Origin of the sequence: Burkholderia sp. NRF60-BP8, from assembly GCF_001522585.2 — a bacterium.
Lineage (GTDB): Bacteria > Pseudomonadota > Gammaproteobacteria > Burkholderiales > Burkholderiaceae > Burkholderia.
This window is the reverse complement of the sequence record NZ_CP013372.1, coordinates 1629972-1655097: the sequence shown is the minus strand read 5'-3', so window position 1 is coordinate 1655097 and position 25126 is coordinate 1629972. Positions and strand designations below refer to the sequence as shown.

The 25126-nt window shown below is 61.4% G+C and carries 39 protein-coding genes and 2 pseudogenes; 14 read left to right on the top strand and 27 right to left on the bottom strand.

The window, feature by feature from the left end:
- Positions 1-7: 7 nt before the first annotated feature.
- The 5 genes from WS54_RS07760 to WS54_RS07740 all read right to left on the bottom strand — a co-directional run bounded on the left by WS54_RS07760 (position 8) and on the right by WS54_RS07740 (position 6612).
- Positions 8-1261, bottom strand: a complete 1254-nt coding sequence (locus WS54_RS07760) for a hypothetical protein (protein ID WP_034204668.1) — start codon at positions 1259-1261, stop codon at positions 8-10.
- A gap of 146 nt (positions 1262-1407) precedes the next feature.
- Entirely contained in the window at positions 1408-2997 is a 1590-nt protein-coding gene (locus WS54_RS07755) for an ABC transporter substrate-binding protein (RefSeq protein WP_034204669.1), read from the bottom strand.
- A 135-nt stretch (positions 2998-3132) separates the two neighbouring features.
- Positions 3133-3465, bottom strand: a complete 333-nt coding sequence (locus WS54_RS07750) for a hypothetical protein (protein ID WP_059783177.1) — start codon at positions 3463-3465, stop codon at positions 3133-3135.
- A 280-nt stretch (positions 3466-3745) separates the two neighbouring features.
- The gene (locus WS54_RS07745; protein WP_059783179.1) at positions 3746-5305 is read right to left on the bottom strand and encodes a DHA2 family efflux MFS transporter permease subunit; all 1560 of its coding nucleotides are present in this window, start codon (positions 5303-5305) and stop codon (positions 3746-3748) included.
- Between the two features lie 404 nt (positions 5306-5709).
- Positions 5710-6612 (bottom strand): LysR family transcriptional regulator, encoded by a 903-nt coding sequence (locus tag WS54_RS07740; protein WP_034204672.1) that lies wholly within the window; start codon positions 6610-6612, stop codon positions 5710-5712.
- A 146-nt stretch (positions 6613-6758) separates the two neighbouring features.
- On the opposite strand from WS54_RS07740, the pseudogene WS54_RS07735 reads away from it, so the two are divergent.
- A pseudogene (locus tag WS54_RS07735) lies at positions 6759-8132 on the top strand (FUSC family protein); the annotation flags it as partial.
- Between the two features lie 78 nt (positions 8133-8210).
- On the opposite strand, the gene WS54_RS07730 reads toward WS54_RS07735, so the two are convergent.
- The 22 genes and pseudogenes from WS54_RS07730 to WS54_RS33945 all read right to left on the bottom strand — a co-directional run bounded on the left by WS54_RS07730 (position 8211) and on the right by WS54_RS33945 (position 18728).
- Entirely contained in the window at positions 8211-9338 is a 1128-nt protein-coding gene (locus WS54_RS07730; RefSeq protein ID WP_059783181.1) for a tyrosine-type recombinase/integrase, read from the bottom strand.
- Positions 9310-9537 (bottom strand): excisionase, encoded by a 228-nt coding sequence (locus WS54_RS07725; protein ID WP_059783183.1) that lies wholly within the window; start codon positions 9535-9537, stop codon positions 9310-9312. The genes WS54_RS07730 and WS54_RS07725 overlap by 29 nt, the downstream gene beginning before the upstream one ends.
- 455 nt (positions 9538-9992) lie before the next feature.
- Positions 9993-10352, bottom strand: a complete 360-nt coding sequence (locus WS54_RS07720) for a hypothetical protein (RefSeq protein WP_059783185.1) — start codon at positions 10350-10352, stop codon at positions 9993-9995.
- The gene (locus WS54_RS33605; RefSeq protein WP_159086656.1) at positions 10349-10618 is read right to left on the bottom strand and encodes a hypothetical protein; all 270 of its coding nucleotides are present in this window, start codon (positions 10616-10618) and stop codon (positions 10349-10351) included. The genes WS54_RS07720 and WS54_RS33605 overlap by 4 nt, the downstream gene beginning before the upstream one ends.
- Positions 10618-11262 (bottom strand): hypothetical protein, encoded by a 645-nt coding sequence (locus WS54_RS33600; protein WP_159086655.1) that lies wholly within the window; start codon positions 11260-11262, stop codon positions 10618-10620. Before WS54_RS33600 ends, WS54_RS33605 begins: the two co-directional genes overlap by 1 nt.
- On the bottom strand, positions 11259-11459 hold the full coding sequence (locus WS54_RS07710) for a hypothetical protein (RefSeq protein ID WP_059783188.1): 201 nt from the start codon (positions 11457-11459) through the stop codon (positions 11259-11261). Before WS54_RS07710 ends, WS54_RS33600 begins: the two co-directional genes overlap by 4 nt.
- Positions 11456-11722 (bottom strand): hypothetical protein, encoded by a 267-nt coding sequence (locus WS54_RS07705; protein ID WP_059783190.1) that lies wholly within the window; start codon positions 11720-11722, stop codon positions 11456-11458. Before WS54_RS07705 ends, WS54_RS07710 begins: the two co-directional genes overlap by 4 nt.
- Positions 11719-11868: a hypothetical protein gene (locus WS54_RS33595; protein WP_159086654.1), complete on the bottom strand. Its 150-nt coding sequence runs from the start codon at positions 11866-11868 to the stop codon at positions 11719-11721. Before WS54_RS33595 ends, WS54_RS07705 begins: the two co-directional genes overlap by 4 nt.
- Positions 11865-12158 carry a hypothetical protein gene (locus WS54_RS07700; RefSeq protein ID WP_059783192.1) on the bottom strand — a complete coding sequence of 98 codons (294 nt, stop codon included), beginning with the start codon at positions 12156-12158 and terminating at the stop codon, positions 11865-11867. The genes WS54_RS33595 and WS54_RS07700 overlap by 4 nt, the downstream gene beginning before the upstream one ends.
- A gap of 38 nt (positions 12159-12196) precedes the next feature.
- Positions 12197-12403 (bottom strand): annotated as a pseudogene (locus WS54_RS07695) (DNA-methyltransferase); the annotation flags it as partial.
- 85 nt (positions 12404-12488) lie between these two features.
- Positions 12489-12878, bottom strand: coding sequence for a recombination protein NinB (locus tag WS54_RS07690; RefSeq protein ID WP_059783196.1), 390 nt, complete (start codon positions 12876-12878; stop codon positions 12489-12491).
- Positions 12875-13153 carry a hypothetical protein gene (locus WS54_RS07685; RefSeq protein ID WP_059783198.1) on the bottom strand — a complete coding sequence of 93 codons (279 nt, stop codon included), beginning with the start codon at positions 13151-13153 and terminating at the stop codon, positions 12875-12877. The genes WS54_RS07690 and WS54_RS07685 overlap by 4 nt, the downstream gene beginning before the upstream one ends.
- A complete protein-coding gene (locus tag WS54_RS07680) occupies positions 13153-13728 on the bottom strand; it encodes an ERF family protein (protein WP_059783200.1) in 576 nt (191 codons plus the stop codon). Before WS54_RS07680 ends, WS54_RS07685 begins: the two co-directional genes overlap by 1 nt.
- Positions 13729-13803: 75 nt before the next feature.
- Positions 13804-13935 (bottom strand): hypothetical protein, encoded by a 132-nt coding sequence (locus WS54_RS34370; protein ID WP_257792053.1) that lies wholly within the window; start codon positions 13933-13935, stop codon positions 13804-13806.
- 301 nt (positions 13936-14236) lie between these two features.
- A complete protein-coding gene (locus tag WS54_RS07675; RefSeq protein WP_059783201.1) occupies positions 14237-14686 on the bottom strand; it encodes a hypothetical protein in 450 nt (149 codons plus the stop codon).
- Positions 14683-14907 carry a hypothetical protein gene (locus WS54_RS07670; protein ID WP_059783203.1) on the bottom strand — a complete coding sequence of 75 codons (225 nt, stop codon included), beginning with the start codon at positions 14905-14907 and terminating at the stop codon, positions 14683-14685. The genes WS54_RS07675 and WS54_RS07670 overlap by 4 nt, the downstream gene beginning before the upstream one ends.
- A gap of 48 nt (positions 14908-14955) precedes the next feature.
- Entirely contained in the window at positions 14956-15768 is an 813-nt protein-coding gene (locus WS54_RS07665; RefSeq protein WP_236872700.1) for a pentapeptide repeat-containing protein, read from the bottom strand.
- Between the two features lie 109 nt (positions 15769-15877).
- On the bottom strand, positions 15878-16009 hold the full coding sequence (locus WS54_RS34345; protein WP_240006032.1) for a Rax2 family protein: 132 nt from the start codon (positions 16007-16009) through the stop codon (positions 15878-15880).
- Between the two features lie 146 nt (positions 16010-16155).
- The gene (locus tag WS54_RS07660; RefSeq protein WP_059783205.1) at positions 16156-16362 is read right to left on the bottom strand and encodes a hypothetical protein; all 207 of its coding nucleotides are present in this window, start codon (positions 16360-16362) and stop codon (positions 16156-16158) included.
- Between the two features lies 1 nt (position 16363).
- Positions 16364-16654 (bottom strand): hypothetical protein, encoded by a 291-nt coding sequence (locus WS54_RS07655; protein WP_059783206.1) that lies wholly within the window; start codon positions 16652-16654, stop codon positions 16364-16366.
- 879 nt (positions 16655-17533) lie between these two features.
- The gene (locus WS54_RS07650; protein WP_159086653.1) at positions 17534-17938 is read right to left on the bottom strand and encodes a hypothetical protein; all 405 of its coding nucleotides are present in this window, start codon (positions 17936-17938) and stop codon (positions 17534-17536) included.
- A 265-nt stretch (positions 17939-18203) separates the two neighbouring features.
- Positions 18204-18728 carry a hypothetical protein gene (locus tag WS54_RS33945; protein ID WP_059783209.1) on the bottom strand — a complete coding sequence of 175 codons (525 nt, stop codon included), beginning with the start codon at positions 18726-18728 and terminating at the stop codon, positions 18204-18206.
- A 71-nt stretch (positions 18729-18799) separates the two neighbouring features.
- Between WS54_RS33945 and WS54_RS07640 the strand changes: the two genes are divergently transcribed.
- From WS54_RS07640 to WS54_RS07595, 13 genes are all read left to right on the top strand, one after another.
- Entirely contained in the window at positions 18800-19027 is a 228-nt protein-coding gene (locus WS54_RS07640; RefSeq protein ID WP_059783211.1) for a transcriptional regulator, read from the top strand.
- A 108-nt stretch (positions 19028-19135) separates the two neighbouring features.
- Positions 19136-19480 (top strand): helix-turn-helix domain-containing protein, encoded by a 345-nt coding sequence (locus tag WS54_RS07635; protein WP_059783213.1) that lies wholly within the window; start codon positions 19136-19138, stop codon positions 19478-19480.
- Entirely contained in the window at positions 19477-19746 is a 270-nt protein-coding gene (locus tag WS54_RS33590) for a hypothetical protein (RefSeq protein WP_159086652.1), read from the top strand. The genes WS54_RS07635 and WS54_RS33590 overlap by 4 nt, the downstream gene beginning before the upstream one ends.
- Positions 19743-20018: a hypothetical protein gene (locus WS54_RS07630; protein ID WP_059783215.1), complete on the top strand. Its 276-nt coding sequence runs from the start codon at positions 19743-19745 to the stop codon at positions 20016-20018. Before WS54_RS33590 ends, WS54_RS07630 begins: the two co-directional genes overlap by 4 nt.
- Before the next feature lie 92 nt (positions 20019-20110).
- Complete coding sequence (locus WS54_RS33585; protein ID WP_159086651.1) at positions 20111-20848, top strand: DnaT-like ssDNA-binding domain-containing protein; 738 nt, start codon at positions 20111-20113, stop codon at positions 20846-20848.
- The gene (locus tag WS54_RS07620) at positions 20817-21242 is read left to right on the top strand and encodes a hypothetical protein (RefSeq protein WP_236872699.1); all 426 of its coding nucleotides are present in this window, start codon (positions 20817-20819) and stop codon (positions 21240-21242) included. Before WS54_RS33585 ends, WS54_RS07620 begins: the two co-directional genes overlap by 32 nt.
- On the top strand, positions 21239-21529 hold the full coding sequence (locus WS54_RS07615; protein WP_059783217.1) for a hypothetical protein: 291 nt from the start codon (positions 21239-21241) through the stop codon (positions 21527-21529). The genes WS54_RS07620 and WS54_RS07615 overlap by 4 nt, the downstream gene beginning before the upstream one ends.
- Entirely contained in the window at positions 21526-21900 is a 375-nt protein-coding gene (locus tag WS54_RS33580; protein WP_059783218.1) for a hypothetical protein, read from the top strand. The genes WS54_RS07615 and WS54_RS33580 overlap by 4 nt, the downstream gene beginning before the upstream one ends.
- On the top strand, positions 21897-22124 hold the full coding sequence (locus WS54_RS33575; RefSeq protein WP_159086650.1) for a helix-turn-helix domain-containing protein: 228 nt from the start codon (positions 21897-21899) through the stop codon (positions 22122-22124). The genes WS54_RS33580 and WS54_RS33575 overlap by 4 nt, the downstream gene beginning before the upstream one ends.
- Entirely contained in the window at positions 22121-22690 is a 570-nt protein-coding gene (locus WS54_RS07605; RefSeq protein WP_059783220.1) for a recombination protein NinG, read from the top strand. Before WS54_RS33575 ends, WS54_RS07605 begins: the two co-directional genes overlap by 4 nt.
- A complete protein-coding gene (locus tag WS54_RS33570; protein ID WP_159086649.1) occupies positions 22690-23025 on the top strand; it encodes a hypothetical protein in 336 nt (111 codons plus the stop codon). The genes WS54_RS07605 and WS54_RS33570 overlap by 1 nt, the downstream gene beginning before the upstream one ends.
- A gap of 180 nt (positions 23026-23205) precedes the next feature.
- Positions 23206-23622 (top strand): hypothetical protein, encoded by a 417-nt coding sequence (locus WS54_RS07600; RefSeq protein ID WP_059783222.1) that lies wholly within the window; start codon positions 23206-23208, stop codon positions 23620-23622.
- Between the two features lie 249 nt (positions 23623-23871).
- The gene (locus tag WS54_RS07595) at positions 23872-25044 is read left to right on the top strand and encodes a helix-turn-helix domain-containing protein (RefSeq protein WP_059783223.1); all 1173 of its coding nucleotides are present in this window, start codon (positions 23872-23874) and stop codon (positions 25042-25044) included.
- The last annotated feature ends 82 nt before the right edge of the window (positions 25045-25126 follow it).

Here is a 25126-nt window from a genome sequence, read left to right as displayed (position 1 = left end):
CGGGCGCTTACTGCTGCATGTCCGGCGCTTCGCGCAGCCGCCAGATCGCGTTGCACTGCTGGCCGCCGAGGCTCGTCGCGCGCAGCGTGACGACGGCGCCGGCCGCTATCCGGTACCAGAAATGCGCCATCAGTTCGGTGCCTTTGCGCTGCGGGTGGCCGTCGACCCGCACCTCGCACAGCAGCGGCGACGGCGAGCCGGACGGGTGCGTGACGTAGACGTTCAGCCGTGCGATGTCGCGGGTCGCGGCGAACACGATTTCATGGTTTCCGCTGCCGACGAGCATCGTGCCGCCCGGTTCGTCGATCGCCTGCAGGTAGGCGCCCGCGCTCGTCTCGAGCGCCGCGGACGCAACGGTCAGCCCGGCCGAGCGCACGTAATCCGCCGCCGCGATGCGTGCGGCGAGCGCATCGGACGGGGCCGGCGTGCCGTCCGACAGCGCGAACGGCGTGCCGTCGCGCAGCGCGGCATCGGCGTGGTTCGTGTAGTAGCGCCACCGGTCGAGGAAGCGGATGTCGCCGGTCATGTGCAGTGCACGGATCGGCTCGCCGTGATACCTGAGCGTCGTCTTGCCGCTGCCCGCATCGAACGATTCGTGAATGCCGTACTTGCTGACGAAGTTCTGGACCGGGTCGAGCAGCGCCGTTTCGCCTTGCGCGCTCCACAGATGCAGGAACGTCGTATCGATGCCGAAGCATTCCTGGAAATCGGTGCCGATGCGGGCGATGCAGTCGCGCAGGTGGTCGGCATACCGCGCCCATGCGTCGGCGGTGCCGGCGACGAGCCCGGCCTGCAGCGCACCGCCGTGGCGCGCATTGACTTCGTCGACGACGAGGCGCCAGTGATGGTCGCGCCGCTCGCCGATCAGCGGCGTGACGACGAACGTGCAGAACAGCGGGTCGGGGCACACGTGGATGCGGTCGTCGCCGATCTGCGAGAACAGGTCGAACTGCGGCGCGCAGAACCAGATGTCCGCGTCGTACAGCGCGAGCTTGCGGATCTGCGGATGGCGCGCGCAATACTCGGCGGCCTCGATGAAGCGGCCGACCGGCAGCGCATAGGCGCTCGACGCGTCGATCACGTCGACCGACTGGCTCGCGAGAATCTGCCGCTTGCGCTCGGACAGCCCGTAGCCGATTACCGCGATCCGCCCGTCGTAGCCGGCGTGCCGCAGCGACAGCAGGAACGGCACGAGCATTTCGTACCACGCGCGGTTGTTGTCGTTGATCGCCACGCACACTGCGTGCTCGCTCGAATGCATGTTCTCGTCCCGTTACGTGTGCCCGGCGCGGTATCCGCGCGATGCAGGTCATTGTAGTTCGCCGCCGCCGCACGGGCCGGCGCCGGCCCTGCGGCCCGCGGCGATTACCTGCACGGCGGTGTGGCCGCGCGTGCAGGCGGCCGCGATTATTTCGCGAGCGTGCGGTATGACACGAGGTCGTTGATCGGCCCGATTTCCGGTCCGGTCGCGCCGGGGCGCGTGGCGACCTGCACGACCTTCTCGAACATGATGATGAACGGCGAGTTTGCGAGCACGGCCTTCTGCAGCGCCTCGTAACGCTGCGCGCGCTTCGCGGGCGACGGCTCGACGAGCGCGGCCTCGGTGTCCTTCGTCAGTTGCGGAATGTCCCAGCCGTTGCGCCACGCGAGCATCTTGGTCGGCGACTGGTCCGAGTTGTCCGGATTCCACGCGAAACCGCGCGCGTTGCTGTTCGGGTCCATGTAGTCGGGCGACCATTCGCCGATGAAGATGTCGTGCTGGCGCGCGCGGTACTTGCCGATCGCCTGCTTCGCGTCGCCGGGGATCAGCTTCACGCGGATGCCGCCCTGCGCGAAGTTCGCCTGCAGCGCCTGCGCGATCTCGAGGTACGGATAGTCGTTCGGCATGTCCATCGTCACGTCGAAACCGTTCGGCAAGCCGGCCTTCGCGAGCAACGCCTTCGCCTTCGCGACGTCCTGCTTGTAGGGTCGCGCGTTCGACGCGCCGAGGAAGCCCTCGGGCAGGAAGGTCTGATGCACCTTGTAGGTCGTGCTGACGATGTTGCGCTGGATGCCGTCGTAATCGACGAGCCACTTCATCGCCTGCTGGACCTCGGGCTTCGCGAGGTTCGGGTTCTTCGTGTTCAGGCTCAGGTACAGCAGGGCCGACACCGGCCACGACGCGACCTTGATCTTGCCGGCCTTCGACAGCGCGGCGAGGCTGTCGGGGCTCAGGTTGCGCGCGGCGTCGGCGTCGCCGTTCTCCAGCAGCAGCCGTTGCGCGGACGCTTCGGGCACGTGACGCAGCACGACGCGTTTCATCGGATACGGCGTGCGGTATTTGTCGAAGCGCTGCAGCACGATGGATTCGTTCGGCGTCCACTTGACGAGCTGGTACGGGCCCGAGCCCGCGTCGTTGGTGCGCAGCCAGCCGCTGCCGAAATCGTTGCCCTGCTGGTGCGACAGCAGCAGCTTCTTGTCGAACACCGATGCCGGGCACGCGCTCAGCACGTTGAGCACGAAGCTCGGCGCGTACTTGCGGTCGGTTTCGAGCACGACGGTTTGCGGATCGATCGCGCGCACCTTCTGCATCACGTTCGCCTTCGTGAGGCCGAGATCGGCGAGCACGCCGGCCGGCCCCTTGTCGAGCAGGATGGTGCGCTGCAGCGACCACGCGACGTCGTCGGCGGTGACCGGGTTGCCGGAGTGGAACGTGAGGCCCGGGCGCAGCTTGAACGTGTAGGTCACGCCGTCTGCGCCGACCGTCCACGATTGCGCGATCTGTCCGTCGAAGCGCGTCGGGTCCTTCAGGTCGACGCGCACCAGCCGTTCGTAGGTGTTCGCGACGTATTCGGACGGCACCAGCTCGTAGATCCCGCTCGGGTCGAGGGTCGTGAATTCGCCCAGTTGCGTGGCGACGACGAAGATGCCGGGCGGCGTGGCAGCCTGCGCCGGCAGCGCCGGAACAAGCGCGACGAGCGCGGCGCTGACGAACAGCCGGGACAGCAGGTGCTTCATGCGGGCTCCATTGAAAAGGAATCGTGGTGCGATTCTCTCATCGACGGGCGCCCGGATGAAAATATTCGGCTGGTGCGCCGGTTGGCGCGCAGCGTTGGGCAGGCGGACCGGGCGGGTGCCCGGCGCCGGCGGGCGTCAGATCGCGCAGCGCGCGACCGCGTAGCGCATCGCTTCCTCGGCCGGTTCGCTGCCGGAGCCGCGCACGACCTTGATCACCGAGCCGTTGCCCGACGGCGTCAGCGTGACGAAGTACGAATTCGAACCGACGGCGATGTCGGTCACGCCGTTGTGCTGCGATTGTTCGGTGCCCGACAGGCGGCTGTCGAGGCAGTTCGCGATCGCGTAGGCCGGGCGTTGCGACGACACGTAGATCATCGGTGCCGCACCCGAGCCGGCCGAGTCGGACGACGGAGCGGAACCGCAGGCGGCGAGCAGGGCGGCGGGAAGAAGCAGCAGGAATCGTTTCATGGTCGGTCGTCGGGTGTCTCGTATCGAGGCTGGAGCGCGGGGTGGCGAAACGCGAAGCTTCGCGACGAAACCGCCCGGAATCGGGCCGCTTTTGACGGACGACGATGCAACGGGCGGCTGACGACGGAGTATACCCGCAGCATTCGACACCGTCGGCGCGTTGAAACGATTCGATACAAAGCGCCCGCTGCCGGCCGGGCGCTTGCGTCGGTCGTCGCCGTGATCGGCGCGTCTCGCGTCGTCGCGATGCCGGCGCGCAGTCCGGCGCCGTGCATGCGGATCAATGCGCGCCGGCCGCCGCCGCATCGGCATCGCCGCCGCCCGAGCGCGCCGGTTTCGTGATCCAGATGAGCGGGATGATCGCGATGAAGATGATCGCCGACACGTAGAAGATGTCGTTCAGGCCCATTACGGCCGCCTGCGAATCGACCGACGCATTGAAGAACGCGAGTGCCGAATCGGGGCTCAGGTGCAGCAGCGAACGGCTCGTGTCGAGCTGTTGCGCGAAGACCGGATTGGTGACGCTCGCCTGTTCGGTGAGCCGCACGTGATGCAGGATCGTGCGGTCGTTCCACGCATTGCCGATCAGCGACGTCCCCACCGCTCCGCAGAACGTGCGGCCGAAATTCGACAGGCCGGCCGCGGCCGGAATCTTTTCCGGCGGCAGCCCGGACAGGATGATCGACGTCAGCGGCACGAAGAACATCGCCATCGGAATGCCCTGCAACAGCGTCGGCAGCACGAGATCCCGGCGCGACACGTCGGTATAGAACGTCGTGCGCATCATGAAGACGACCGCGAAGCCGACGAACGCGAGCGTCGCGATATAGCGCGGATCGGTGCGCGGCAGCAGACGCCCCATGACCGGCGTGAGCAGGATCGCGAAGAATCCGAGCGGCGCGGTGGCCAGCCCCGAATCGACCGCGCGGTAGCCGAGATAGCCCTGCATCCATTGAGGCAGCAGCACGAGCGTGCCGAAGAACATCCCGTACGCGACGGAGATCGCGATCGTGCCGCCCGCGAAGTTGCGCTGCGTGAAGAGTCGCAGGTCGACGATCGGGTTGGCTTCGTGCAGCTCCCACACGAGGAAGAACGCGAAGCCGATCAGCGCGACGATGCCCAGCGCGACGACCACCGGCGAGTTGAACCAGTCGAGATCCTTGCCCTTGTCGAGCATGATCTGCAGCGACGCGACCCACAGCACGAGCAGGAGCAGGCCGACCGTGTCGATCGGCATGCGGCGCGTGGCCGATTCGCGATCGCGGAACACGAACCACGTGACGGCGGCCGCGAAGAAGCCGACCGGAATGTTGATGTAGAAGATCCACGACCAGTTGTAGTCGTACGTGATCCAGCCGCCGAGCGATGGCCCCGCGATCGGGCCGACGAGCGCCGTCATCGACCACAGCGCGAGCGCCGTCGACGACTTCTGCCGCGGCCATGCGCCGAGCAGCAGCGCCTGCGACAGCGGCGCGAGCGGCCCCGCGACCGCGCCCTGGAGGATCCGCGCGGCGAGCAGCGTCGGCAGGTTCGGTGCGATTCCGCACAGCCACGACGCGAGCACGAACAGCAGGATCGACGCGACGAACAGGCGTACCTGGCCGAAGCGCTGCGTGAGCCAGCCGGTCAGCGGAATCGACACCGCGTTGGCCGCCGCGAAGATCGTGATCACCCACGTGCCTTCGTCGACCGACACGCCGAGGTCGCCCGAGATCGTCGGGATCGCGACGTTCGCGATCGACGAGTCGAGCACGTTCATGAACATCGCCAGCGATACCGCGATCGTGCCGATGACGAGCCGGCCGCCCGACAGCGGGCCTGAGGACGAGGGAGAGGACATGGCGTTCCTGCGTGATGGACGAAGGTCGTGCGGTGCGCCCCGTACGCCGCGCCTGCCCGTGAGGGGCAGGCGTGCGGCCAAGTGCGGCGAAGCGCGGAACGGACGGACGCACGCGCGCCGCACGGCGGCCCGACGAGCGGTGCCGTCGCGTGCGGTGGTCGGTTCGATCGGTGAATCGGAATGGCGAAGCCGCGGCCGGCGTCGCGGGGCGGGCTGTCGCCGGTCAGGAGGGCGCGACGCGCGTGACGCGTCGGCGGGCAGCGGGCACGTGGCTGCCGTAGCGGGTGTGGTCGTTTTTCATCGCCACAGGCTAACGATGCGGCGCACGACGATCAACGCTTGCGCGCTCATTAATTCCTTTCCTGCACCGCAATAATGTAGCCGCCGTGCATCGATTGCCGGCCCTACGGCATGGTCCGCCACGCCGTGAAGACTTCGGTCAGGAACTCGACGAATGCGCGCACCTTGCTGTCGAGCGTCGCGCGTTTCGGGTAGAGCGCGTGCAGCTCGACGTCGTCGGTGCGATGCCAGTCGGGCAGCACGATCTCGAGTTCGTTGCTCTCGATCCGGCGTGTGGTGAAGTGGGTCGAAATCAGCGCGATGCCGCCGCCGCTCGCGGCCTGGCGCAGCACCGTGACCGATTCGTTCGAGATCAGCACGGGCCGCACCGGCACGTCGGCGACGTCGCCGGCCGCGTTGGTGAGGCGCAGCGTCAGGCCGGGCGCGTCGCGGCCGACGAACAGGATGTCGTGATCGACGAGATCCTGCGGCGTGTGCGGCCGGCCGGCGCGGTCGAGATAGTGCGGGCTGGCCGCGAGCTTCGCGTGCGACCAGCCGAGCGAGCGCGCGACATAGCCGGAATCGGTCAGCACGCCGGTGCGCAGCGCGACGTCGAAGCCGTGTTCGACGAGGTCGAGCGCGCTGTTGTCGTAGATCAGCACGAGCTGGACCAGCGGGTAGCGCCGGCGAAACTCGGCGAGCGCCGGTTCCAGTTCGAACAGGCCGATCGCGTAAGGCACCAGCACGCGCAGCGTGCCTTCGGGTTCCGTGCGCAGCGCGCGCACCTGACGATCCGCGTCGAGCAGGATCTCCTCGGCGCGCAGGCAGCGTTCGTAATAGTCGCGGCCGGCTTCGGTGACGGACACGCGGCGCGTCGTGCGGTACAGCAACTGGACGCCGAGGTCGTCCTCGAGCTGCCTGATCTTGCGGCTCGCGCGACTGAGCGGCATGTCGATCTGCGTGGCCGCGGCGGTGAAGCTGCCGCGTTCCACCACGCGCAGGAATATCCGGATGCTCTCGAGGTCCATGCGGTTCGTTTCGGTGTTTGGCCTGCGTGCATCTTACCGTCGCGGGCCGAAACGTTGCGGATCGAGCCGATTATCCTGCCCGGCGCAATAACGCATCCTGCCCGCGCCCCGTAGTGGCGGCTGCCGCGCGACCGTATGCTCGCCGGATGAAATTCGCTTTCCCCAGCATGCCGCCGCTCGCGGCCGTCCGGGCCGCGCTGCGCGACGCGCGTCCGACGCTGCCGCCCGGCGCGCTTGCATTCGCACTCCGCAATACGGCCGCGTCGTTGACCGCGCTCTATATCGCGTTCCGGATGAATCTCGACGATCCGATTTGGGCCGCCTCGACCGTGTGGATCGTCGCGCAGGGCAGCCGCGGGATGGGGCTGTCGAAGAGCCAGTACCGGATTCTCGGCACCGCGATCGGTGCGGTCGTGGCGCTCGCGCTGACCAGCGCGTTCGCGCAGACGCCCCAGTTGTTCCTGCCCGCGCTCGCCGCGTGGATCGGCCTGTGCGCGGGCATCGCGACGTTCCAGCGGAATTTTCGTGCGTATGCGGCGGTGCTCGCGGGCTATACGGCCGCGATCGTCGCGATGGACGCGGTATCCGCGCCGCTGCATGCGTTCGACATCGCCGTCGCGCGGTTTTTGTACGTGGTGGTCGGCATCCTGTGCGGTGCGCTGTTCGAAACGGTCTTCGCACCCGGCGCGCCGCTGAAGGAGGTCCGCACGCGACTCGCGCGCTATCTCGACCGCGCGGTGGCGGTCGGCGCGGGCGCGCTGCGCCGCGAGCCGAACGACGCGGCCGTGCACCGGCTGTTCGCGGACGCGCTCGAACTCGATACGGCGGCCGAATATGCGGCGGCCGGCGCGCCGCCGGTGCGCAACATGATCGGCCATTTGCGCGTGGCGGCGCTCGGCGTGCTCGCCGCGCAGGCCGCGGGGCTGGCGATCCGCGAGCATGCGGCGCGCGGCGGCGATACGCCGGAACCGCTCGTCGACGAGGCGGCACGCGTGCTCGACCGGGTCGCCGTATCGGGCGACGCCGGGCACGAGATGGCGGCGCTGCGCGCACGCGTGGACGACGCACTGCGGGTCGAAGCGGCCGCGCCGGCCGGCCCGGACACGTCGCGCCTGCTCACGCTCGATCGGCTGTCGGCGCTGCTCGGCGGCTTCGACCGTGCATTCGCGAGCCAGGCATTGCTCGACCGGCCGGTGCCGCCGCCTGCACGCGTGCGCTATGCGTTCCACCGCGATCCGGTGCTCGCGTGTCACAACGGCGTCCGCGCGTTCATCGCGGTGCTGGCCGCGTCGGCGATCTGGATCTTCACCGCGTGGCCGGTGGGCGGCGGGTTCGTCGCGATCACGGCCGTGGTGAGCGCGCTGTTCTCGACCCGTACCAATTCGGTGCGTGCGATCGTCGGTTTCCTGAAAGGCACGGCATGCGCGGCGGTCGCGGGCGTCGTCTGCAACTTCATCCTGCTGCCCGCGGTGTCGGGCTTCGAGATGCTGGCCTACATCCTCGGCGTGTTCCTGATCGGAATATGACTATCTCCAACAGCCCTTATGTGACGGCCTTCTGCGGCCGTCGTCCAAAATTCGTCCAAAATTCGTCAAAAACTAAACGCCATTCGAGATCTTGATTTCGGTCCAGCCTTGACCTCGAGAGTCCCGGTAGACCGCTGTCATGGCAGCCGATTTGTGGCCCAGAAGGGCTTGGGCGAAGTCCTTGCCGTACTGCTCGGAATAGAGGCGAGCGGCCAGTGACCGAAGTTCGTGGAAGGTCGGGGGCGTACGATCTTTCTCGACTGCGATCCTGGCTGCAACTCTGGCAACTTTGAATGCTCGGCTGAGGGTTCTAGGTGCCACTGCCGAACCTGGCTTACCCTTCGATATGGGGTGCGAAAAATGGATCAGATGCTTCGACACAACTCGGTCCCGGCACCTTTTTACGATATCTTCCAATGTCAGGCCTGCCGCCGAGAGCGATAGGGATAGCGGGATACAGAGCTTCGGTTTGTTCGGGCCGCTCCCCTTAGTCTGCTCGACCCACAAAAACCCGTCATGCACATTCTCGAACGTCATGCGACAGACATCTTCGAGCCGCTGACCAGTGACTAGCGCCAGCTCGATTGCATTGGCCACCCATAGACGATGTTTATGGCTTTTCGCCTCGGCCAGGATCGCTTGATACGTCTCCAGAGATAGGCGGCTTCGCTTCACTACTACCTTTGGTTTGTACGTCACCTCGACGGGATTCTTGCCGACCTCAAGGGCGCCACGCTCCATTGCCACCCGCAAAACGTCGCGCAAGCGCGATCGAATCTTGGCCGCCATGGGTGCTCCACGCGTGGCCTCACAACGTTCGACGAACGCAACTACATCGCGTGGTGCAATGTGGATGAGGATCATTTTGCCGATCTCATCGCTTCGGATCGCGTTCAGGTGAGAACGAATCGATTTCATGGAGTTCGGCTTTAGGCCCGTGAGAGATTCCTCGTATACATCACACCACTTCGACAGCAAATTGTCGCCGCCATCCATGCGAGCGATCAGGGAAATATCGCCGCGGCGCCGCTCGATGTCGGCGTTCGCAGTCTTGGCCTGAGAGATCGCAGCCTCTTTATTCCTGCCGAGGCCGAACGTCTCTTTCGTGATCGGGTTGCGGAACCAGAAATAGCCGTCCTTCTTCTGATACAGATTGGGCGGCAAAGGACGGTTACGCGCGTTTCGTGGTCTGGCGGCCATGGATCATCCTGTTGATTCGGTCTGCGGTTTCATCCACATATTCAGCGTCCGGCTGGCAGAAATACCCCCGTCCCACTTTCATCGGACGCGGCAGAATCTTCCCCGTGTGCACCCACCGCATCAGCGTGTTCTGGTGCGGCGTATGGTCCCCGAAGATTGCCGCAGCCCATTCCTTGATCGGTATCAGTTTGGCTGCCATCTCTCCACTCCCTCCAGCTAATCTCTAGTATCCGTTGCAGTGCTGCGTTCATTCAGGCTCCGTCACATCTCGACCACGGGCCTTTGCCGCCCCAGTCTTGGCAATCAACCGATGCAAGCATCAGTCGGTTGTAGATCGGGTAAATTCCGGGAACGTACCAATGCCGTGTCATGCACACTCTGGAAACAACATGGCCAATTGCAAAGAGCGCCCACGACGCGATGAATCCGAGGAACTTTTTCATTTCTGCTCTCCCTCACTAGCAGGGGCGCGGCCAGTTGCACCGAGATCGAGGCGCACGCCGCAAAGCTGGTTGGCGCAGACAGGCTGCCACGGCGCGTTTCCTTTACCGCAGGTCGGGCAAGTCCAGCCGACAGCAGACGGAGCGGGCGTGCAGCCTTGGAACGGCGCGCACATGCTCGGCGTCGAGCATTCCATCATCGTTTTCCGGCAGATCACGATCTTTCTCCTTGTCGTTGCGCGAGGGCGGCGTCGATAGCCCGATCAAGCTCGTCTCCCGTTGCGACACACGAGCCGGGAATGGCGCCGACGGCATGTCTGTAAATCATCGCGTGTACGTGCTCAACAGGCGGCTTCATCTTGACGCCATCTTTGCCAAAATCCCGCAGCGCCCGATACCGCTCCGCATCCCGCTTATCCACCGCAGTGGCTTCCACCTCTGTCAGTAGGAGGTCGATGGCGTCGGCGGCTTCATCTATCTCGGCGGCCGTTACCAGCAGGCCGTGTGAATGTCGGTCTTTTGCCGTAACACGCAGTCGTGCCGCCAGCGCCCGCATCTTGTCTTGGTCGATCATCGTTTGCTCCGCGGCAGCTTCACTTTCGGCAGAAGTGCATCGTTCGCGGCCATTGTCATAGCCGAATGCAGTTCATGCGATGCGCGATAGAGAAGCATCATCTCGTAGGTCTGTTGCTCCGGCTGGATGCACTCTTGGCGTATCTGCCCGTTGACATCTCGGACAATCACCCAGATCGGCTGATTGCTCCAGCCCGGTCCTGCCGCTGGTTCAGCGAACGCGGTGATGACACGTTCGTCCTTACCGATTTTCAGTTTTTCAGACATTACGCACCTCCCTTATCGCTAGTGGGGGCGGTCCTAATGCACGCGAGCAGATAGCTCCATGCGTAGCCGATGCGCTTTCCGTCCCGCGTACCAGGCCATACGATCCCGAGCGCTTCGGCAACTTTTCGCCGTGCATCCCAATCACTGTCTGTCGGCGAAGCGGTCAAAGGCGAAATAATGTCAGCCGCTTCTCGTAAAGCAAACGCAACAGCCTCTCGATCTCGCGGCGTGTCATCGACATCATGAACGCGAACGCTACGCACACCGTCCGGTCCTTGCTCGATCGATACGCCATAAAATACGCTCGGCACCTTATCGAGTATGCTCACCACATTGCTAGGCGCCGAGCGATATGTGCATACCGAAGAAGGGGCGTTATCCATAGCAGCGTCCCAAATTTGGTCGAGAGTCTTCGGCCCGGCTTGATCGTGTTCGCCAACCTTCGCGCACTCCTCGATGATCGACTCCCTGTCGGGCGTGGTGCGGCGGGCGGCAGATGCGACCGCTCGGCAGAGATTAAGTACGTCATCTCGGCCGCCGTATGAGCGAGTTGCATCGCCATTCCCATCTATGCCAAGGATCTTGTGGAAGATCGCCAGTTCGATCAGGCGTTCGTCCGTCAGCATGTCATCGGTGATCTTCATGATTGGCCTCCATGCCGTTGTTTCTTCGCTTCATACGAGGCCCATGCCTTCACCGCCTCGTCGATAGCAGCCTCAGCATGTCCAGCTCGGACGAGCTCGTCGCGCACTTCGGAAAGTCGCGGCCGCACCATGCCGCGAGCAATGTTGACCATCGCCTTGAGCGCTGCGAACCCCTCATCGGTCATATCGGTGCTCATGCTTTGCTCCGGTTGAGGGCGTATAGCGGAATGTCGCCGTCTAAAGCGTCGCGATACATCACTCCGGTGTTGTGCTTCTTCATCATCTCGAAGTTGGCTTGTGTGGTGTATGCCACCGGCTCCCCGCACAGCTTCTCCAGCAATGCGGATTCGATGGCGGCGGCGAAAGCTTCCGCCCAGAGCGGCAGCAAGTCGTAGGGATTGGCAAAATGCTTGGAATACAGCGCTTTCACTTCCTCGCGCGACAAAATCGGCTCTTTCATGATGAGGCTCCGTCGTCGGCGATCTCGTACTCCCAATGCCCGTTGTCATGGGTCGCGAGAAAATCCTCTGCGACCAGTTCGGCGCATACGTCGTCGTAATCCTCGGGCCGCTTAACGCGAATCACGATGTAGTCGGGATATTTCATGATGAGGCTCCGGTGCGGGCGGCGACCCGGATCGCGAATACCTCAACCGGCTCCGATCCGAAGTGCGGGTGGGTGATCGTGCGCGTGACGAAGCCGCGCCACGGCAGTTCGAGCCGCCGAGACGTGTCGCTCGTCTTCGGGTAGCCCCGCGTCAGCACGATCCGGTCGTACGTCCGGTTGAGAAGCCGCTTCTGCCAGAACGGCGTCACGAGCCGGAACTCTTCGTCCTTCGTGCCGGCGGCGATCTGGTCGAAGTAGATGCCCTTTAGGGCGAGCGTGAGCGTGCGCATCACTGACCTCCTGCGCGGGCGGCGTCGATGGCGCGCCGAATCGCCACGAGCGTGTCGACGAACTCGCGCAGCGTCGGCTCCTGCCCGATCTCGCGGTGCTTGTCGGGGTGCCCCTCGGGCAGGTACGAGCGCAGGCCCCAGTACGGCGGCGACGTGACGATCGTCTGCACGCGCACGCCGTCGGCGATCATCGCGCGCATCAGGTCGCGGCAGTCGCCGCGGTGGGAGTGGTCGATCCAGTTCAAGGTCGCATCCTCTAAATCAGTAGATCAAGCCTCAATGGCAGAAAGAGGGGCGCTGTACTAGCCGCCGATAAGGACCGCCATGAAGTCAAATCGCTGCAAACTCGACGCCAAGTTCCTGCACTGCATGGCACTCGATACGCGTCACAAAATTGGCAAACTGCTCTTTCGTCATCTGGCTCGAGCCGACCGGAACCAGACCGCGCGGGCCTTCCTGCTTGGGCGCGTAGAGGTCGAGGTAGTGGGCGTACCAAGCTTCCTTGGCGAACCGCTTACCTTCCAGTTCGACTTGCTCCGCGATCTCGGTCAGAAGGGCCCAGAGAAGCCGGTTCTGCTCACCACTACGCTTCGCCTGGTATTCGTCAACCGTGACCATCAGAGGCTTTCCCGCTGCCGCCATGGGGCCAGCAAGCGACTTGATGTAGCTGACGAGTGCGTGACCGTGTTCAGGTGCACGGAGAACGAATACCTTGCTCATTTATTGACTCCCCAAGCTGATTCCCACAGTTCGTCCTTCTGCGCCTTCAGTTCTTTCGCGATGACTGCCGTTTCCCTGATCCCGGACAGAAGCATGGCAATGTCATCGATCAATTGAATCCGGTCATCGTCGTTCTGCAACGCGTGGCGCAGGGCATCGCAGGCGACCTGAACCTTGGCCTGTAAATGCGACATGGTGGTCTTGTACTCACCGTTCACCGTCGCGTATTGGCCTCGCGCCAGGATCACGGCAGGTTCGATTTCGGTCAGGTCCATCACGCAGCCTTCTTCAGTTCAGCCATGCGTTTGTTGAACGCTTGGCGTACTTCCTTCTGGGCTTCCACCGACAGTCCGTTCATGATCCCAACCAGTTCCTGGACCGTCTTGGCATCTTGGATCGCGATCTGAACGTCGGATGAGCTTGCTGGATTGTCGTCAGTCGGTTGTGTTGTGCCGTTCGTCCGCGATCCAGCGTTGCCGTCGTCATCGTCCTGATAGACACCAGTGATAGCGGCAAGACCGTAGCGGCGCGCATAGGTCATGGCCGATCCAAACCCCTGCGGATCAGGTTTCGGCAGCGGCATAACCAGCGTGTCCTCGATCCACTCGCCGGACTCGTGCATGAGACGCGTCGCCAGATGCAACTTTCCGTCGTCAGAATGGGAGGCCGTCTGGATGAACACGATCCCCGCCTCGTTCAGAGCCGGTTTCACCGCGTCCACGACCGATCCGAGGTCCGCGTACTTGTTCTTGAAGTGCGGGTTCGTCGCATCCTTCGATGCGAACGTGATCCCCTTCTGAGCCGCCAGCAGGGCTGCCGCAATCTTGCTGATGCTTTCGCTCGTTTTCATGCTTTTCTCGCTGTTCCTGAAACCAGAAAAGTTGCTCCTCGACTTCTTCCTGTTGTCGCCAGTCAGCGCCGTGTGTCATGTCTTACTCCGCTGCACTACCTGCTGAACATACGGAGCGTCATCCACTGGTAAAACCAGCCAGATCGCGAAGAAAACCGTCCAGCCGATTGCCATTTGGGTGATGGGGTGGCGGAAAATTTTGCGCATGTCATACCTCGTGAAACCCTAGAAATGCAGTAATGAGCCCGACCACCCCAACGACTACGGGGAAAAGTAAAAAACCGTTACTCAAGGAAAAAATGGCCGCCATCAATAGGGTTCCGGACACCAGTCCTAACCAGAATGCACTCGTCATACCGACCTCGCCAAAACGTCACCAAACTGAATCGTCACCGACACAACAATCAGTACACATGCAATAGCTGCAAGACCGGCATGAACACGGTCACAAGCCTTGTACAAATCGTTGTCGTCTACTACACGAACGCTGTTGAGAGGGGCGCGCATGTCAGTCCCCCATCGCGCCGTCGCCGGAGCATTCGCCGTTGCAATCCGCTTCGAAGCAGAACGAGCAGTACCTCGGCGGATCACGATCCACCCCCGCGATCGTCACGTGCCGCACCGCCGTCGGCGCAGCCTTGCGGCCGGCCTTGATGAGGGCGGCGTCGAGCATCGCGCGAGTGCCGCTCGGGATCTTCGCTTTTCCATCGTCGGCATCGGCAGCCAGCTTTTCGAGGACTTCGGCCATGTCCAGAGCCATCGTCATCAGCCGATAGGTGGAAAGTCGTTCGCGGTCCATAACGTAGCCGCCGAACTTGTCGCATTCGCTCTTGACGTACTTGAACGGGAATACCGAAATCGAATCGGCGCCGATCACGATCTTCCAGTCGGAAATCATCTTGTCGTCGGGCGTTTCGATGAGTTCCCATCGGCCCTCGATATGCTTGATCTCGCTCATGCTTCACCTCGCGCGCGGAGCATGGCGTCGGCGATCGCATATGACTGAGACACGATCTCGTCGACGACAAGACCCCACGTGTCGCGGTGAGCGCAGATACCCTGAATCGCCTTTGCCGCGAAGTAGTCGCGGACCGTCAGGCCTACTGCACGGTCTGCCGTCCCGTCGCCGAATTTGTATTCATGCGGAAACGCCGGGCCGCCGTCTTTGATCTCGCTCATGGTCTATCCTCGGTGTGGTGTGATTGCCCTCAGGGCGGGAGCGGGCGGTCAGTACGCTTCAGCTTCAGCGCGCGTGATGAAGAAATGGATCCCGTTCGTGCATTCAAGCCGAACGTCGTCGTTGTACGAATCCGGCCGCACGATTTCCCCCACGCGATAGACAGTCTTGTCGTCGTGCTGGCTGATGCCTTCGGTAGCCCCGAACAACTCCAGAACGCGAACAAACTCGGCGCGGTTTTTCCGGCCAACAGGAGTCGAATTCCGCTTCGCATCAGCCGGGATCTCCAGCTTGGCAATGACACCACCTTGGAGCTTCTTCCAGCCGATGAATGCGCCTTCTTCGGGGATGATCTGGAATACAAGGTTTTTAACGTCGCGCAGGTCCGCGCCGTACAGGTTCGCGTCGTACAGGTTCGCGCCGCGCAGGTTCGCGTCGCGCAGGTCCGCGCCGCGCAGGTCCGCGCCGTACAGGTTCGCGCCGCGCAGGTTCGCGCCGCGCAGGTCCGCGCCGTACAGGTTCGCGTCGCGCAGGTCCGCGCCGCGCAGGTTCGCGCCGCGCAGGTCCGCGCCGTACAGGTTCGCGTCGCGCAGGTCCGCGTCGCGCAGGTCCGCGTCGTACAGGTTCGCGCCGCGCAGGTTCGCGCCGCGCAGGTCCGCGCCGTACAGGTTCGCGTCGCGCAGGTCCGCGTCGCGCAGGTCCGCGTCGTACAGGTTCGCGCCGCGCAGGTTCGCGCCGCGCAGGTCCGCGCCGTACAGGTTCGCGTCGTACAGGTTCGCGCCGCGCAGGTTCGCGTCGTACAGGTTCGCGCCGCGCAGGTCCGCGCCGTACAGGTCCGCGCGGGCTTCTACGGCTGCCTTCAAAGCGATTTCGATACCGTTCACATCAGCGCTATGAGCAAACAGAACTGCGCCGGTAATCCAATGTTTGATCTCAACCTTCATGTCATCCTCTATCGTCGTGTTTGGTTGGTCAGTGCCGGTGGTGCTCGTCGTTCTCGATGTTCTTCATGGCGCCGCGGATTCGGTCGATGACCTCGTAGATGATCCCCACCACGAACAGCGATCCAAGCGCGAGAAGCACGATCTTTACGAAGGTCTGCATGTCAACCCCAAATCATCCGTTTGTCTTGCCAGTCAATCTCTTCAGTGCGCACATGGATACGATGTCCATCCCGGCATACGTACTCAGTCAGCATTAGGACTGCATACTGAAGGTAGAAGAATGAGGTCACGTAGCCAGTTTTCATTTCAGCGCTCGTCGTAATCGATGGCCGCAGCCAGTTCCAGGTCAGTCTCGGTGCAGCACGCCGTTTCCCGAGCGCTGAACACGACACGCTGTTCGCGTTGGATGCCCATGATCTCGATCGCAGCTTCATGCGAGCTGAACTCACCGAGCCAGCGCGATCCGGCGTACATCGTGCCGTTCACAATCGAAAGGTTCTGATACCAGTCCATGTCACACCTCTTCTTGAAACATGCCGACAGCCGCAGCGATTGCCTTCGACAACTCGTCGTAACAGCAGTCGCAGCGCCCGATGAACTCGGCGACAAACCGGCGGCAGCGCTCATCGAGCGATTCGGCCGGATCAGCAACGAACCGCTTTGCGAAGCCAGCGAGGTCATGCTCAGCCTCTGCCATGCCAGTCTCGTAGCCAGCGTCGAAATTGCGATCGTCGCGTTCGCCTTGAGCCTGCATTCGTGCGTCCCGATACTCGACGCCGCTCATGGTTTGGGAGAGCGTGGACATGTCAGCTCCGACCCATCCCGCCCGAAGCCGCACCACGACCTCCGCGCGCTCCGACCGAACCCGAGCTACCGCTATGACCACCCACTGCTTGGTGATCCTGCGTATTCCAGACTCCACCCACTCCGATCGTCGTGACCGGTTGGCTCGTACACGCCACCAGGGCGATCAGGATCATTGCGGCTGCGTATTTCATGGCTGGCTCCTCGGTTGGTTTCTTCTTTGCCAACGAGGGATTCAGGGGAGGGGGCAACAGGTGCTATCCTTCGCGAACCGGGCCTGAGAAACCCGGCTGCGGCCACTCAGCCGCTTAAGGTGAAGTGACCCAAAGGCGCCGTATTGATAACCGTCGAGCCGGGTTACCAGCGCAAGCTGTCGATACGACTACCAGAGGCAAATGGAGCCGCCTTGTGTTTAGGAATTCCGTTGACCACTCAACGGAACCATCCGACGCACAAGCGCGAGGACCGATCCTAGGAAGCGACTCGCAAAGCGCCCGGCACGGCGCTATACAAATGCCAACTCTAACCAGTTGGCAGGCCTGCCAGCAGAAACAGGGCTAACGCCATGTTCGAGCTGACAATCAAACTGAAGTTGAGCTACAAGCAGTTGCATGCGCTGATCGCACTGCTCATGCTCTTCCTCAGCTAAGTAGGCCCCCGCTTCCGAAAGGGAGCGGGCTTTCGCCCTGCACCCCCTCTCCTGAATCCCAAGTTGTCAAAGAACGTCCAGCTTTCGCTGGGTCACGTCTGTCGTGACGTTGAATAAACTATAGCAACGCTTTAGTCTTCACGCAATAGCGATGCTATAGAAAATTGTAACAGGGGAGGAGAAACAAAAAGGCCGCTCGGTGGCGGCCTGGGATATGGGGAGGATGGAGGGTCAGTAAGACGTGCAGTTCGTGAAGACGCCTTGCTGCTGACAAGTGGTATGGACTGGTGGGGGCGCGTAGTAACGCGGGCCTGATTGCTGGAGGAAGAGGGCGCTCATGCCCATAAGCGCCATAGCGTTTGCCTGCTGCGCTTGCCGCGCTTCTGCCTCCGCTTGCTTCCTGGCGTAGTAGTTGGCTGCTATGGCCTTCGCCTGCTCCCAATCGCACGCGGCCCCGCGCGCATGGAGTTCATTTTCGGCGGCGTTTAAGACGGCCATAGGCGGCGCCATTAGGGTAATGGCGCATAGGTTCGGCGTCGAATCTTCTTTGGCGCGAGCTGCGAGTTGTTCTGGTGTGTATTGCGTGGCGCATCCGGCAACGCCGACTGCAACTAATATGATGATTCCCCGCTTCATCTCATTTTCCCCTACAGGATGGCTCCTTAGGTTTGGCCGCCTGAGTTATAACGCCCAAGCATGAATGCACATATTCCAACTGGGCTTTGAATTCGCAAGATTCGCAGGGAGGCGGCATCCCTGTCGATCGTACGGTCTTCAATATTGCTGCTGGCCTTTTAGGCATTTTTAGAATCTCCCCCATCGATGTCTCCTCGCTATCTCCGTATGTTTGAGCAAACGACCTACAGGTGAGCAAATTTATAGACAGCTTCTTACGGGTTTCTTACCCGCGCTTTGATTTACGGGTTGTTTCTGCTGAGGGCTTTCCCTTGTTTATGCCACGGGCTAGGTCGATGGCCGATCGCACGCCCCGATGCATATTGGATCTAGCTTCGGGCCCCATCAAATCCGTATCTATCATCAGACTTATAAGCTCCCAAGTCTCGCGAGATACGTTTGAAAGGTTGTGCCCGACAAGTCTATGCCCGGCGCCCTCCGCCAATTTGGTAAATAGAGTAGAAGATTGGCTACTTTTCTGAGTTATGCCCTGCTGCGGTGCTTTCAGCGTGTCGGCCGCTTCCTGAGTTTCCTGGGCCAACCGAGGGCTTATCTCTTCCAGTGAGCAGCCGAACCCCTGCGCGTAGATCCTGGCGTGCGTGAGGTTCATGGGACGCCGCCCCGTTATGTGCTGATAGATCATGGCTTGGCCGCCCGGGAAATCATGATCCCGAGCGAATTTCGCCCGGTCGACGCCCTCAAAGCGCGCCGCGAGCGCCTCAGCCTCTTCGTGTTTAGTCCACATTTTCATGTAGCAATGCTAGGGCTGCGGTCCAATAGCATGGCTTGCTTTTCGGATGTAGCGTTGCTATAGTGAAGCTCATGGATATCTTGACCTACCTCGACACCAAGCAGCTCACTCGATCCGCATTCGCGAGTTCCTTGGGCGTAAGCCCGGGTCTTGTGTATCAGTGGCTCAACGGACTGCGCCCAATTGCGCCAGGGCAGTGTGTTGCGATCGAGCGCCTTACACAAGGCGCTATCACGCGTCGCGATCTTCGCTCCGACTGGCGCGAAATCTGGCCCGAGCTGGCAGAAGAGAAGGTCTAAGCGTTTCATTTTTTCGTAAGGCGTCGTGAGGACGCCTTAAATTTCGTCCCACATCAACCGGTTATTCAACTGAGTATTCGATGAAATTTTTCTAAGAAGGGCAGAAAAATGAACAACTTACCGCTGCTGGGAGGCGCGGTTAATGGGCCTAGCTTCTTGCCCGTTGACGAAGTAGCGAAATGCCGGACGTTCCGCGAAATCGTGCGCCTGTCGTGGGCGCATCGGCGGGTGAAGGGCATGACGCAAAGGACGTTGGCCGAGTTGATCGGCTGCTACCCGTCCCATGTATCGGATTACCTGCAGGCAGACGACAAGCCGACGCGCCGGGATCTCCCAGCTCAACGTCTGGGTGAATGGGCGTCCGCGGTAGGGAATTGGGGCGTACAGCAGTGGCTCAACCGTCAGGCCAACTTGACGATCATGGAAGAAGTCATCGCGCAGAGGGCGGCATGAACTGCAAACCTGGTGATCTGGCGATCGTGATCAGGCCCGATGTGCCAGCGGATATCGGAACGATCATCGAAGTTCTCGCTGATTCATTCGTGGATGAGGATGGCGATCATCAATGGTTGACTCGCTGGCCTCAACCGACTTTTGGTTTCCATAGCTGGACGGGCGCGCAAGTGAGCGTAAGGGATTGCTATATCCCGGACGCGTGGCTTCGTCCCGTCTCTGGCCTCCCGATCACCGACGACGTAACCGATGAGGTCAGCGTATGAGCGATCGATTCCGCGACTACGTGACGAGCACGGCATTTTCTCTGACGCTCTCGCGTCGGCAAGTCGAAGCACTTTGTCAGCTTGACCAGATGGGCTGGTGCCACGGCTATCTGCATACCGCAAACGCTCTGATCGGGAAAGGCTTGTGTGAGCGTGCCGAGGATGACGGGCGGCTCGTGTTTCGGCTGACGGAAGCGGGGCGCGCGGTAATCCCAATGCTCAAGCTGGCTGGCCTGTACGAGAAATTCCAATTTGATCGGGAGGCTGTATGACACCCCTTCTCGGAGCATTCATAGCCTGGAGCGCCCTGTTTGTTGGGCTGCTCGGGTTACTTGGCTGGTTGCTGCGGAAGTAAGGATCGTCAATGGACTGGTGTCGCCTTTATAGCGAGATGCTAAACGATCCGAAAGTCGGGACGCTCTCGGACGCTCAGTTTCGTACGTGGATTGAGTTGTTGATGGTTGCAACTGCAGCCGAGGATGACGGCAATACAAAGCTGACCGAAGCAAGCATTGACTGGGCGCTACGCCGTAACGCTTCAGTAACGTTACACGAGTTGTTACAGCGTGAGCTTGTAGCGTTAAATGACCGCGGCGAGATCGTCATCAACGCATGGGGCGACCGCCAGAAGAAAAGCGACTCCAGCACAAGTCGCGTTGCGAAATTTCGCGAAAAACAAAGACTTAGCAGTGCTGACGAGCAAGTAACGTTACAGAAACGTTCCGGTAACGGCCTAGAGAAGAGAAGAGAAGAGAAGATTAGAGAACTTAGTGGTACTTCAAGCTCAGTAGCACGCGCTTCGCGCTTGCCCAAGGACTGGTATCCCTCAGACGAGGAAGCGACGTTCTGCAGGACCGAACGGCCAGACCTGAACGTGCAGCAAGTCGCGAACGAGTTCCGGGATTACTGGACTGCCAGACCCGGGAAGGACGGCACGAAGCTTGATTGGACCGCCACGTGGCGGAACTGGGTGAGGCGACAGCGAGCGCAGAGCGGCAGAAGTACGCCGGCCAGCTTCCAGGATCGCAACGACGCAACGATCGCGGCATTGACGGGGAGGGATCGAAGCTATGAACCAGATGACCGAATCATCGACGTATGAACGGCCTGAGCGTCCGGACTGGCCTCTCAACGCTCTGCCGAAGCATTGGATCGAAGCCCTGTTCGCGAAGATGAGCGCGTTCTACGGATCGAAGTTCGCGGCGATGTGGAGCGGCGCAAAGCCGGAAGAGGTGCAGAAGGCGTGGGCGATCGAGCTGGCGAAATTGTCGCGGGAACAACTCAAGGCGGGGAGCGACAACCTAACGGATCTTCCTAAACCGCCGTCCCTTCCGGAGTTTGTTGCTCACTGCCGACAGGCTCGCTTCGATGCTTCGGCGATGCAGCGCCCGAAGCTTACGGACCAACGCGAATGCTCGCCGGAAGTTGTCAGCGAGAACATAGGAAAAATCAAGGCCATTGTTGGCGGCCTCACCGCAAAGAAGGTGGTGGAATGAACCTGCGCGAAATTACCCAATACCTCCAAAATTCGCCTCATGGCGCGACGTGCCTCCGGATCGCAAAGGATTTGGACTGTGATCCGCAAGAGCTTGAGGTCGGAATGATGAGCCTCTACCGCCAGCATCGGGTCTACCCGCTCCAGCGAGGAAAGCTCGTCATTGACTCGGTATGGGCCGTCCAGAGGAAGCCCCACATCGCCGTCTTTCGCGCCAACGAGATCCTCGAAGCATTCCAGGCCGCAGCAATGGCGAAGCTTCTCGAAGCCAACGGAGTGACGGCATGAGCAAACCGCGAGTTTGGGAGGACCGGCTTGTCATGGTTCTCCGCGAAATCGGCCCGATGACCGCCGAAGAAATCGCCGCGGAGCTCGGGATTCTGCGAACGAACGTCGACACGATCCTACGCCGGATGAAGAAGCCTGACCGTGCGCGCCGCGTCTACGTGAAGGAATGGCTTGTCGCTCCCGAGGTTCGAATCTGCACGCGGGTATTGGCTGCGGGCAACAAGAAAGACGCGCCGAAGCCAGTCTATTCGAAGCGAGCCGCCGATACCCGATACGCCGAGAAACTCAAGGCGCAAAAGGAAATGAAGGCGAAGCTATTCGAGGTAGCTGGCAATCCATTTTCCACCCTTATCGCTCAGGTGACGCAATGAACAAGGCGCCCGCATTCCATTCCCGTCTGCGCGAGCTTCGCAGGGAACGACACATGAGCCAATCGGCCTTCGCCGCGGAATGCCGGCTGTCGTCGGAATACGTTTCGATGTTGGAGCGAGATCTTCGAGTCCCGGGCTATTGGACGCTGCTGGAAACCGCCCGGTTCTTCGGCGTCAGTCTCGACTATCTCGCGGGCCTGACCGACAAGCGGGAGGCTGCATGATCGAGCGCGCGCTTAAGGCGAAGAAGTGTCGGCAGTGCGGAGTCGTCTTCACGCCGATGCGTTCGATGCAGAAGGTGTGCTCGCCCGGATGTGCGATGGCGCTGGCCGAGAAGGAAAAGGCGCGCAAGGCCGCCCGGGCGCAGCGCGAGGAAAGGAAGTCGTTGCGGGAAGCACTAGAGAAAGCGAAGACGCGCGGCACGCACCTCCGGGAGTTGCAGGCGGCGTTCAACGCGTGGATTCGCGCGCGCGATGCAGGGCAACCCTGCATTTCGTGCGGGCGGTATCACCAAGGCCAGAACCACGCGGGCCATTACCGCTCGGTCGGATCGGAGCCGGCGCTCAGGTTCGAGCCCGACAACGTGCACCTACAGTGTCAACCATGTAACACGCATCTGTCTGGGAATTTGATTCCGTACCGGATCAACCTGATCCGCAAGATCGGACTGGAGCGCGTCGAATGGCTCGAAGGGAAGCACGAGCCGCAGAAGTTGACGATCGCTGAGATTCAAGAGCGAAAGGCTTTTTACCGCGCCGAGGTCCGGCGCATGAAAAAGGAGGCAGCATAATGGGCATCGATGAACTGAAGGTAATTATTCAAGCGCTGGCCGGATTAGCCGACGGAGCAAAAGAGGGATTCATATGGTGGATGGTGATCGAGGGCGCGCTCCCGAAGCTATTGTTAGCTTTATTCGGGGCAGGTGTCCTTGGCACCGGCATCTATGTCGCGAAACTCTTGGTGAGGCATGCAGCATCGGCCAATAACGCAGAGTCTGCAATCCGGCAAATTTCAAAAATTGTCGGCACCGATATTTACGGTAGTTGCTGGATGTCCGCCTCTGAAGTCGCGCGAGTTGTAGATGCGGTATCGAAACTCGCGCAGGGAAAGGCGGTCGCGAAATGAAATACGACCAACACGAGAACTGCGCTAAGTGCGGGTATCCGGGGAAGACGGTGGAATATCGCTCCGAACCATGGCGATACCCGCAGTCTCCCTACCTGGTGGTCAAAGAAGAACTTTGCCTGACTTGCACACGCTGCGGATGGGAGTGGTTCCGCGACTGTCTGGATAAGGAGGAAGCGAATGGATGATAACCAGACGCTGGACGAGTTCGCTCAGTCGTGGGCAGCATGGCACCGATCCCGGCGCCTGTTTGCGCCGCTCATCCCGCAGAACATCCTAGCCAGGATGAGGCCGCAACCGGTACGGGAGGTTCCTGACGCGATCCTCAGCGTCGATCTGAGCTACTTCAACCTTGCATTGCTTGGCCTACCCGAGAGCCGGGGAAAGCTGGCTTTCTACCTCTTTTACCTGCATGAAGTCAGGCCGGTGAAAGTGGCAGCGAGCGAACTGGGCATGACGACGCAGGGGTTCTACAAGGCAGTCCGGACGACACGGGGAGAGGCTTACCGCGGGTATAGACGCATGATGTCGGGTGGAAACCAAAAAGTTTCCGATTTGGAAGTTTCCATAATTGGCGTTCCGAGCCATACTTTGTGAAAGTCTGAATCAGTGCCCCCAAGCCCGCCAAGCGCGGGCTTTTTCATTGGAGAGTCGGATGGCAACGCGTAAAGCGAAGGTGGCTGCGCCGTCCGAACCCGTGGAACGTTGTGAAACGTGCCGCTTCTACAGGGCAGACAGCGAAGCTGAGTATTGCCGACGCAATCCGCCAAGCGTGACAATCGAGATGTCTGAGGGCGAGATCGTGAGTATTTTCCCATCCACCGCGAAAGACAACTGGTGCGGCGAATGGAAGCCTACGCTGAACTCGTAGCGCTCAAGCAGTGGGCTACGCCGCGGCAGATCGAATACATCGACGCCATCGAGCGCCACAATGGGAACGTCAGTGCGGCAGCGAAGGAGCTGAACGTCGCTCGCGGCACGATTGCGAACCTCCTAGAGGGGCTGAAAAGGCGTGCTGCGCGTATGGGGTATAGCCCGGCGCACGACATGACGCATGCGGTTCCAGACGGCTTCCATGTGAAGGGCGTCAGCACCTACTACAACGCCGAAGGCAAGCCTGCCGGGCAGTGGGTCAAGAGCAGCATCGACCACGAAAAGCAGTTGGAGATCATTCGCGAAACGATCTCCGAGCTTTGTACATCTTTTCCGCGCTGTTCACCGATTGCATACAGCGGCGGAGAAATGAACGCCCTGTGCAATCTGGTGGTGTTCACGGACTACCACCTTGGAATGCTCGCATGGCATAAGGAAGGCGGGGCCGATTGGGATCTGAAGATCGCGGAGCGATTGCTGGTGTCGAGCTTCCTGCATATGGTGCAGGCGGCGCCGAAGGCAGGGAAGTGCGTTCTGGCGATCCAAGGCGACTTCCTGCACACGGATGGATTGCTGCCGGTCACGCCGGCACATAAGAACGTCCTTGATGCAGACAGCCGCTACAGCAAGATCGTGGCCTCGGCCATTCGAGTGATCCGGCATCTGGTCGATTACGCGCTTGAACGGCATGCGGAAGTGCACCTCATCCTGTGCGAAGGGAATCACGACGAGGCTGGCTCGATCTGGCTGCGACAGATGTTCGGTGCGCTATACGAGAACGAGCCGCGGCTGACGGTGAACGACTCGGAGCTTCCGTTCTACGTTCACCAGCATGGCGATGTGATGTTGTGCTTCCACCACGGGCATAAGGTGAAGAATGAGGCGCTCCCAATGCTCTTTGCGGCGCAATATCCGAAGATCTGGGGCGCGACGGCAAAGCGTTACTGCCATACGGGCCATCGCCATCACGTTGATGAGAAGGAATATTCCGGCATCGTGGTTGTCCAGCACCCGACTTTGGCAGCTCGCGACGCTTATGCAGCACGCGGCGGATGGATTTCGGAGCGGGCGGCGCAGGTAATCACGTATCACTCAAAGTTCGGTCAGGTCGCGCGCAACTACGTGGCTCCGGAGATGTTCGAATGATTCGCGGGGCGCACAAGCCGCATATCTGGGCTAACGGATCGGCTGGATGGATCTGCAACATGCGCGGGATCGACGGGATAGG